Below are 9,313 nucleotides of genomic sequence, written 5' to 3'. Positions count from 1 at the left end.
GTCGCCGCCGTCCAGCCGGGTCCCTCGCCGGCGGCCGGGCAGCGTCCCGCGGCGCTGACGGACGCCGACGGTCGCGGCTGGCTCCTGCGGTTGCAACGGCGCGGCGGGGCCGTCGCGTTGATCGCCGCCCTGGGGGCGGCCGAACACGAGGGGTGGTCCGAAGGGTCGCCCCGGCTGACCTCCGTGCGCCGCTGGTCACTGGAGCTTGAATCTCGGGAGGTCGAGTCTTCGGAGGTCGCGGTCGGGGACGCGCGCCGCCGCTGGGGCGCGAGCCTGAGCGGCCGGTCGCAGACGCAGCGGGGTTGGGCCGGGCGCATGCCCTGGCTGCCGCCGGCCCGGCAAGCGATGCAGGACACCTGGCGCGCCGCCGCCTGGGTCGAAGCCGGAACCGGCGACTGGCGGGGCCGGCTCGGCTGGCGGACGGTGCGGGTCCACGAACGCGGCGTCGAGCCGGCCGCGGCCGACGACCGCTCGGCGCTGTCGCTGTCGGTCGGCGCGTCGCCGGCGGCAGGTTGGGGCTGGCGCTTCGTCCAGGTCTGGGCCTGGGGCGGGGAGGCCGACCTGTTGAGCGTCGAGACGCCGGCGCCGGGCCTCGTGCTGCCCCGGCACTGGGGACGCTGGCAGGACGAACGCACCCTCGGCGTCCACTGGCGGCGTGGCGGCGCCGCCGCGGCGGCCTGCGCCGCCTGCCGGCGCCCCCCCCGGGCGTCGGGCGAGGCCGCGGCGTACGAGTTCCGGGCGACCGCCGCCCTGGCCTGGCGAGGTTGGTGAGGGCGGTGGTTTTGACTTCCCCGCGTCAACGGATTAACATTTCCCCGTGCGGGTGTTCACGCCGCGGCGCAACGCGGCGGTTCTCGAGGCAAGGGGGAAATCATGCTGGCCAAGCGGATGCAGAGACTCGGTACCGAGACGGCCTTCGTCGTCCTCGCCCGCGCCAAGGCGCTCGAGGCGCAGGGCCGCGACATCGTCCACCTCGAGATCGGCGAGCCCGACTTCGACACCCCGGCCAACATCGTCGCCAAGGGCGTCGCGGCGCTGCAGGGGGGGGAGACGCACTACGGTCCGGCCGCCGGCAAGCCCGAGGTGCGCAAGGTCTTCGCCGAGTACATCGCCCGCGACCGCGGCCTCGCCGTCGGCCCCGAGAACATCGTCATCACGCCCGGCGGCAAGCCCATCATGTACTTCGTGATGACCGCCCTGGTCGACGAGGGCGACGAGGTCATCTACCCCAACCCGGGGTTCCCGATCTACGAATCGGTCATCAACTTCCTGGGCGCCAAGTCGGTGCCCCTGCAGCTGTCCGAGGCGAAGGACTTCTCCTTCGACATCGCCGACCTCGAGCGCCTGGTCAGCGACCGCACGAAGCTGCTGATCATCAACTCACCCCAGAACCCCACCGGCGGCGTGCTGTCGGGCGCGGACCTCGACGCCATCGCCCGGCTGGCCGTGAAGCACGACTTCTGGGTGCTGAGCGACGAGATCTACAGCAAGATCATCTACGAGGGGACGCACGAGTCCATCGCCACGCGCCCGGGCATGCTCGAGCGCACGATCATCCTGGACGGCCACTCGAAGACCTACGCCATGACCGGCTGGCGCCTGGGCTTCGGCGTCATGCCGAAGGAGCTGGCCGACGCCGTCGCCAAGCTGCAGACCAACTGCAACAGCTGCACCGCGTCGTTCACGCAGATCGCCGGCGCCGAGGCGCTGACCGGACCGCAGGACGCGGCGGCGGCCATGGTCGAGGAGTTCCGCGCGCGGCGCGACCTGCTCGTCGCGGGGCTGAACGCGATCCCCGGGATCACCTGCCGCCTGCCGCGCGGCGCCTTCTACGTGTTCCCCAACGTCTCGCAGCTCGGGCGCAAGAGCTCCGAGCTCGAGTCACTGCTGCTGGACAAGTACGGCGTGGCGGCGCTGAGCGGCACGGCGTTCGGCAAGTTCGGCGAGGGCTACCTGCGCTTCAGCTACGCCAACAGCCAGCCGCAGATCCGCAAGGCCCTCGAGCGCGTCCGCGCGATGAGCGCGGACCTGCTGGGCTGACCTGACGCGACCACCCGCGGCACCGCGCCCGTCACGGGCGCGGTGCCCCCGTTTCCGGACCACGACGTCAGAGGTGCAACATGGATCGCCGCAGGATGGTCATCGCGCTCGGCGGCAACGCCATCATCCCGGTGGGGACCAAGGGGACCTACCTCGAGCAGTACCGGATCACCAAGGGCACGATGGCCCAGGTGGCCGAGCTGTCGGCCGCGGGTCACCAGATCGTGATCACCCACGGCAACGGCCCGGTGGTCGGGAACATCTTCCTGCGTAACGACGCCGGCTACCAGCTGCACGGCATCGTGCCGATGCCCCTGTTCGTGTGCGGCGCGGACTCGCAGGGCGGGCTGGGCTACATGATCCAGCAGAACCTGCAGAACGCGATGTTCCTGCGCGGGATCGACACGCCGGTGGCCACGGTGGTCACCCAGGTGCTCGTGGACCGCGACGACCCCGCGTTCGCCAAGCCCACCAAGCCCATCGGTCCCTACTACACCGAGGAGCAGGCCCGCCGGGTCGCCGCGGAGTTCGGCTGGACGGTGAAGGAGGACGCCGGCCGCGGCTGGCGGCGCGTGGTGCCCAGCCCCCTGCCGCGCAAGGTGGTCGAGTTCGAGGTGATCCGCCGCATGCTCGACGCCGGCGTGATGGTGGTCGCGGTGGGCGGCGGCGGCGTGCCGGTCGTCACCTGCGAGGAGGACCGCATCGAGGGCATCGACGCGGTCATCGACAAGGACCTCGCCTCGGAGCTGCTGGCCGAGCTGATCCAGGCCGACACCTTCGTCATCATCACCCAGGTCGAGCAGGTCTGCCGCGGGTGGGGGCGCCCCGACCAGGAAGCGCTCGTGACGCTGACGGCCGCGCGGGCGCGCGACCTGCTGGCGGCGGGCGAGTTCCCCGCCGGCAGCATGGGCCCGAAGATCGAGGCCGCCCTGTCGTTCCTGGCCGCGGGCGGCCGCGAGGTCGTCATCACCGATCCCGAGCACCTGCTCGCCGCGGTCCGGGGCGAGGCCGGCACGCGCATCGTGCCCTGAGGCGGCGGACCGTCCTTTCCGTTGCGGGGGGCCGCGGGCGTGCGCTATGGTCCGGGACGCGACGGGAGGAGGACGGTCGATGACGCCGCAGGTGCTGATCGTGGGCGCGGGTGGGCGCGAGCACGCGCTCGCGCGCCGACTCGCCGCGTCCCCGTCCCGCCCCCGCCTCTGGGCCGCTCCCGGTAATCCCGGCCTGCTGCAGCTCGCCTCCCCGGTTCCCGTCGATCCCGCCGATCACGCCGCGCTGGCTGCCTGGTGCCGCGGGGCGGCGATCGACCTCGTGATCGTCGGTCCCGAGGATCCCCTGATCGACGGACTGGCCGACGTCTTGCGCGACGCCGGCCTCGCGGTGTTCGGCCCCGGAGCGGCGGGCGCGCGGCTCGAGGGGGACAAGGAACACGCCAAGCAGATCATGGCGGCGGCCGGCGTGCCGACCGCCGGCTACGTGACCTGCACCGGCCTCGACGAGGCGCTCGGCCGGCTCGATGCGGCCGCGTTCCCCTCGGGCGCGTTCCCCCTGGTGGTCAAGGCCTGCGGGGCGGCCCAGGGCAAGGGCGTGGCGGTGTGCGCCGACCGGGACGCGGCGCGGGCGCACCTGGAACGCTGCTTCACCGCGGACGCCTTCGGCGCCGCCGGCCGGCGCGTGCTGCTCGAGGAGTGCCTGACCGGCCCCGAGCTGTCGATCCTCGCGGTCACCGACGGCCGCGACTACGGGCTGCTCTGCCCGTCGCGCGACCACAAGCGCCTCGGCGACGGCGACACCGGTCCCAACACCGGCGGCATGGGCGTCGTCGCCTGCGCCGACCTGCTGACCCCCGGTCTCGGCCGGGCGGTCGGGGAGGGCGTCGTCGCGCCGGTGCTGGCCGAGCTGCGCCGGCGCGGCGTGGATTACCGCGGCGTGCTGTACGTTGGGTTGATGCTGACGCCCGACGGCCCCCGCGTCCTGGAGTTCAACTGCCGCTTCGGCGACCCCGAGACGCAGGCCGTGCTGCCCCTGCTGCGCGTCGACCTGCTGGAACTGCTGCTCGCCGCCGCGCGGGGCGGTCTGGGCGCCTGGCTGGCGGCCCTGCCCCCGCCCGGTCCCGGCGCGCCGCGGGACTGGCCCGGCGCCGCCCTGACGGACTGGGAGCGCGCCGCGGCGGTGGTCGTGGCCGCCGGCCACGGCTACCCCGGAGCGGTCCGCCGCGGCGACGCGATCACGCTGCCGCCGGACCGCGCGGGGGCCTGGATCGACCAGGCCGGCACCGCCGTGCGCGACGGGCGCCTGGTGACCGCCGGCGGCCGCGTGCTCGGCGTCGTCGGCGAAGGCCGCGACCTGCGCGCCGCCCTGACCGCCGCCTACGCCCTCTTGGCCGACGTCCGCTTCGACGGCCTGATCGCCCGCCGCGACATCGGCGGCGGGATCCCGCAACCCAGGAGTGAGGCATGACGAAACGCGCGACGACAGCGGCCCGGGTGATGGTCCTGCTGGGCAGCAAGAGCGACCTGCCGGTCATCGAGGGGCTCCTCGCGCTGCTGGACCGCTTCGGCCTGCCGCACCGCGTCGAGATCGCGTCGGCCCACCGCCAGCCGGACCGGCTGCGCCGGCTGGTGGCTGCGGGCGACCGCGACGGGATCGCGGTCTACGTCGCGGTTGCCGGCATGGCGGCCCACCTGCCCGGCGTGGTGGCGTCGCTGACGCCGCGGCCGGTGATCGGCGTGCCGGTCGCCGCGGGACCGCTCGCCGGGATCGACGCCCTGCTGTCGATGGCCCAGATGCCGGCCGGCGTGCCTGTGGCGACCGTCGCCATCGGCTCGGCCGGCGCGAAGAACGCCGCCGTGCTCGCCGCGCGCATCCTGGCGCTCGGCGACGCGCGCGTGGCGGCGGCGCTGGACGACTTCCGCCGCGAACAAGCCCGCGGCGGCGGTTGAGATGGGCGCCCGCACGCGCGACCCGGACGAGGCGGCCCGCTGCCTGGCCGCCGGGGGCGTGGTGCTGATGCCCACCGACACGCTGCCCGGCCTGCACGCACGCGCCGACGCGCCGGCGGCGGTGGCGCGCATCGCGGTGCTGAAGGGGCGCGACGAGGGCAAGCCGCTGCTGGTGCTCTGCGCCGACACCGCCGACGCGCGCGGCCTCGTCGGCGCGCTGGCCTGGCGGGTCTGGGATTATGTGGGCCGCTGCTGGCCCGGCCCCTTCACGCTGGTGCTGCCGGCGGGACCGGCGGCCCCGACGGCGGCGACGCGGGGCGGGCCGACCCTGGCGGTGCGCGTGCCGTCGCCGCCGCAGCTACGCGCGTTGATCACGGCGTCCGGCGGCGCTCTGATCTCCACCAGCGCCAACATGGCCGGCGAGCCGCCGGCCACGGACCTGGCGTCGGCGGCGCTCCAGTTCGCCGACGGCGTCGACCTCGTGGCGGACCTGGATTGGGGCGGCTCGCCAGGTGACGCCGCGTCGGCGATGTTGGACCTCACCGTCTGGCCGCCCCGGGTGTTGCGGCCCGGCCCACGGGTTCCACCCGAGTGGGAATTTCATCGCAAAAATGTTTGAATTCATTGCAATTACGGGATCGGCGCTTGCTTGACGCCGCCCGTTTCCCGGCCTAACTTACGCCGGTGGAGGCGCACGTGACCGCTCGCGGGACCATCCTGTTCGTCTGCTCGGGCAACACCTGCCGCAGCCCCCTGGCCGCCGTCTTGGCCGACGCCCGTTGGCAGGGCCGGCCGCCGTGCGCTTCGGCCGGACTGGACGCCGTTCCCGGCTCTCCGGCCACGGCGGAGTCCTGCGACCAGGCGCGGGACCGGGGTCTGGACCTGTCGCGGCACCGTTCGCGGCCGCTGGACGCGGCCCTGCTGGACGAGGCCGACTGGGTGCTGCTGATGACGCCGGGCCAGCTCGCGCGCTTCCGTGCGCGGTTCCCCCGGCACGCCGGCCGGATCGGCCTGCTGGGCCTGCCGGGCATCGACCTGGCGGACGGCGGCGACGCCGCGGCCGCCGAAACGGTCGACGATCCCTACCGCGCCGGGACGTCCCTGGCCTACGCGCGGATGGCCGACCAGGTCGAGCGGCTTGTCGCAGCCTGGACCGCTGAACTGCGGGGGAGGAACGCGCCATGATCATCGCCGTCGGGTCCGACCACCGCGGCTTCGGGCACAAGGAGCGGATCGCGGCGCTGCTGGCGCGCGAGGGCCACACGGTCGTGGACGTGGGCTGCCGCGGGACCGCGTCCGTCGACTACCCCGACTACGCGGCGGCCGTGGGCCGGGCCGTGGCCGGGGGACGCGCCGACCTGGGGGTGCTGGTCTGCGGCTCGGGCATCGGCGTGAGCATCGCCGCCAACAAGGTGCGCGGCGTGCGCGCCGCCCTGTGCTGCAACGAGGAGATGGCCGCGGCCACCCGCCGCCACAACGACGCCAACGTGATCTGCTTCGGCGCCGACCACACGCCCGTGGAGCTGGCCGAGCGCATGGTGCTGCGCTGGCTGGGCGCCGCGTTCGAGGGCGGACGGCACGCCGACCGGATCCGCAAGATCGCCGACATCGAACAGGACGGCGGCGCCGTCGCGCCGCCGCCGACACCGGAACCGCGAGGAGACCAGGCATGAACCGCCACCTGCAGGCCGCCGACCCCGAGATCGCCGACGTCGTCGCCCGCGAACTGGGCCGCCAGCGCGACCAGCTCGAGATGATCGCCAGCGAGAACTTCACCAGCCTGGCCGTCATGGAGGCCGCCGGCAGCGTCCTGACGAACAAGTACGCCGAGGGCTACCCCGGCAAGCGCTACTACGGCGGCTGCGAGTTCGTCGACCGGGCCGAGGAGCTGGCCCGCGAGCGCGTGAAGGCGCTGTTCGGGGCCGAGCACGCCAACGTGCAGCCCCACTCCGGCTCGACGGCGAACATGATCGCCTACCTGGCCTGTCTGTCCCCGGGCGACAAGCTGCTGGGCCTCTCGCTGTCGCACGGCGGGCACCTGACCCACGGCCACCCGGTGAACTTCTCGGGCCTGCTGTTCACCGCCGTGCACTACGAGGTGGACCGCGAGACCGAGGTCATCGACTACGACGCGCTGCGCGAGCAGGCGCGGCGCGAGCGGCCCAAGGTCATCGTGGGCGGCGCCAGCGCCTACCCCCGCCACTGGGACTACGCGGCCATGCGCAGCATCGCCGACGAGGTCGGCGCGGTCCTGATCTTCGACATGGCCCACGTGGCGGGCCTGGTCGCCGGCGGCGCGCACCCCAGCCCGATCCCGTTCTGCGACATCGTCACCTCGACGACGCACAAGACGCTGCGCGGTCCGCGCGGCGGCATCGTGCTGAGCCGCCAGGCGCACGCCGAGGCCATCGACAAGCTGAACTTCCCCGGCGTGCAGGGCGGCCCGCTGATGCACATCATCGCCGCCAAGGCCGTCTGCTTCCGCGAGGCGGCCCGGCCGGAGTTCGCCGCCTGGGCGCGCCGCTGCGTGGAGAACGCCAAGGCGCTGGGCGAGCGCCTGCTCGAGCACGGCTTCCACCTGGTCAGCGGCGGCACCGACAACCACCTGCTGCTGGTCAACCTGACGAGCAAGGACATCTCGGGCAAGAAGATGGAGCAGCTGCTGGATGTGGTGGGGATCACGGTCAACAAGAACACGGTGCCCTTCGACACGCGCAAGCCGTTCGTCACCAGCGGCATCCGCATCGGCACGCCGGCCCTGACCACGCGGGGCATGGGACCGGACCAGATGCGCGCGATCGGCGACATCGTCGCCGGCGCCTTCGAGTCCCGCGAGGACGAGGCGGCCCTCGCCGCGCTGCGCGGGCGGACCCGCGAGCTGTGCGGGGCGTTCCCCCTCTACCCGGAACTGTAGGAGAACGGCGTGAAGTGCCCGAGCTGCGGCGCCGACGACGACAAGGTGGTGGACAGCCGGTCGGCCCGCGACGGCCGGGCGATCCGGCGCCGGCGCGAGTGCGTCGCCTGCGGCGAGCGCTTCACCACCTACGAGTACGTCGAGATCAAGCCCTTCCTGGTGGTCAAGCGCGACGGGCGGCGCGTGGAGTACGACCGCGCCAAGGTGATCGGCGGCATCGCCCGCGCCTGCGAGAAGCGGGCCGTCTCCCTGGAGGAGATGGAGGCCATGGCCGACGCCGTCGAGCGCGACCTGGCCGGCGGCCTGCTGCGCGAAGTGCCGTCGGCGGCGATCGGCGAGCTGGTCATGGCGCAGCTGCGGGGCAAGGACGAGGTCGCCTACGTCCGCTTCGCCTCGGTCTACCGCTCCTTCAAGCACGTCGACGAGTTCATGTCCGAGCTGCGCGGCCTGCTCGACCGCAAGGGGGGCGCCGGTGGCTGAGCGGCGCCGCGCGGGCGGCCAGATGACGCTCCTGGACCACCTCGACGAGCTGCGCACGGTGCTGCTGCAGTCCCTGCTGGTGGCGGGCGCGGCCGCGGTCGGCGGCTGGTTCGTGTCGCAGCGGCTGCTGGACCTGATCGTGGCGCCGATGACCGCGGCGGGCCAGCAGGTCTACTTCAGCCAGCCGATGGAAGCCTTCATGACCAGGATGAAGGTGGCCGGCGTCGCCGGCCTGATCGTGGTGCTGCCCTTCATGCTGCTGCGCGTCTACCGCTTCGTCGCGCCCGGACTGTACCCGCGGGAGCGGAAGCTGGTCACGCCGCTGCTGTTCGCCTCGGTGGCGCTGTTCTACGCCGGCGTCGCCTTCGCCTTCCTGGTGATGATCCCGCTGGTCGTCAAGTTCATGCTGGGCTACGCCACCGAGTCGGTGCGGCCGCTCATCGGCATCGGCCCCTACTTCAGCTTCGTGGCGCAGACCTGCCTCGCCTTCGGGCTGGTGTTCGAGCTGCCGGTCGTCGTGCTGCTGCTGAGCGCGGCCGGCCTGGTCGGCGCCCGCACCCTGTGGGCCGGCTGGCGGTACGCCGCGGTGATCATCGTGGTCGTCGCGGCGGTCCTCACGCCGCCGGACGTCGTGAGCCAGCTGCTGATGGCCGTGCCGGTCATGGCGCTCTACCTCCTTTCGGTCGGGGCGGCGCTGCTCCTGGAGCGGAGCCGCCGGCGGGCCGGGCCGGACGGCGGGCGGTTGCCAGAGGACGCCGGATGACATAAGGTAGGGGCCCGGTCCCGCCCGGGGGCGGGCCGCCGCCCCGGGAACCGAACGCCACCGAAGGGGATGCATGTCGCTGCTCGACCAGGAAAGGGTCCAGCTCTGGGCCCTGCAGAAGATCATCGGGGACGAGCTGTCCCGCTTCGACGACGCCTACGACGGCCTCGTGCG

The 9,313-nt window shown here is 73.6% G+C and carries 11 protein-coding genes; all 11 read left to right on the top strand.

Going from position 1 to position 9,313, the window contains the following annotated elements; all coding sequences use genetic code 11:
* The coding region (locus Q7W29_06235) for a hypothetical protein (GenBank protein ID MDO9171413.1) at positions 1–771 on the top strand (771 nt) is incomplete at its 5' end.
* A 102-nt stretch (positions 772–873) separates the two neighbouring features.
* Positions 874–2,040 (top strand): pyridoxal phosphate-dependent aminotransferase, encoded by a 1,167-nt coding sequence (locus tag Q7W29_06230; protein MDO9171412.1) that lies wholly within the window; start codon positions 874–876, stop codon positions 2,038–2,040.
* Between the two features lie 80 nt (positions 2,041–2,120).
* Positions 2,121–3,071 carry a carbamate kinase gene (arcC, locus tag Q7W29_06225; protein ID MDO9171411.1) on the top strand — a complete coding sequence of 317 codons (951 nt, stop codon included), beginning with the start codon at positions 2,121–2,123 and terminating at the stop codon, positions 3,069–3,071.
* Positions 3,072–3,150: 79 nt separating this feature from the next.
* Positions 3,151–4,500 (top strand): phosphoribosylamine--glycine ligase, encoded by a 1,350-nt coding sequence (gene purD, locus Q7W29_06220; GenBank protein ID MDO9171410.1) that lies wholly within the window; start codon positions 3,151–3,153, stop codon positions 4,498–4,500.
* Positions 4,497–4,982 carry a 5-(carboxyamino)imidazole ribonucleotide mutase gene (gene purE, locus Q7W29_06215; GenBank protein MDO9171409.1) on the top strand — a complete coding sequence of 162 codons (486 nt, stop codon included), beginning with the start codon at positions 4,497–4,499 and terminating at the stop codon, positions 4,980–4,982. Before purD ends, purE begins: the two co-directional genes overlap by 4 nt.
* Position 4,983: 1 nt before the next feature.
* Positions 4,984–5,601: an L-threonylcarbamoyladenylate synthase gene (locus tag Q7W29_06210; protein ID MDO9171408.1), complete on the top strand. Its 618-nt coding sequence runs from the start codon at positions 4,984–4,986 to the stop codon at positions 5,599–5,601.
* 77 nt (positions 5,602–5,678) lie between these two features.
* Entirely contained in the window at positions 5,679–6,167 is a 489-nt protein-coding gene (locus Q7W29_06205; GenBank protein MDO9171407.1) for a hypothetical protein, read from the top strand.
* On the top strand, positions 6,164–6,655 hold the full coding sequence (rpiB, locus tag Q7W29_06200) for a ribose 5-phosphate isomerase B (protein MDO9171406.1): 492 nt from the start codon (positions 6,164–6,166) through the stop codon (positions 6,653–6,655). Before Q7W29_06205 ends, rpiB begins: the two co-directional genes overlap by 4 nt.
* Positions 6,652–7,896, top strand: a complete 1,245-nt coding sequence (gene glyA, locus Q7W29_06195) for a serine hydroxymethyltransferase (GenBank protein MDO9171405.1) — start codon at positions 6,652–6,654, stop codon at positions 7,894–7,896. The genes rpiB and glyA overlap by 4 nt, the downstream gene beginning before the upstream one ends.
* Before the next feature lie 9 nt (positions 7,897–7,905).
* Positions 7,906–8,376: a transcriptional regulator NrdR gene (gene nrdR / locus Q7W29_06190; protein MDO9171404.1), complete on the top strand. Its 471-nt coding sequence runs from the start codon at positions 7,906–7,908 to the stop codon at positions 8,374–8,376.
* The gene (gene tatC / locus Q7W29_06185) at positions 8,369–9,139 is read left to right on the top strand and encodes a twin-arginine translocase subunit TatC (GenBank protein MDO9171403.1); all 771 of its coding nucleotides are present in this window, start codon (positions 8,369–8,371) and stop codon (positions 9,137–9,139) included. The genes nrdR and tatC overlap by 8 nt, the downstream gene beginning before the upstream one ends.
* Positions 9,140–9,313 lie beyond the last annotated feature (174 nt).

Source organism: bacterium (assembly GCA_030654305.1).
GTDB lineage: Bacteria > Krumholzibacteriota > Krumholzibacteriia > LZORAL124-64-63 > LZORAL124-64-63 > PNOJ01.
This window is presented reverse-complemented; position numbering and strand designations above follow the sequence as displayed.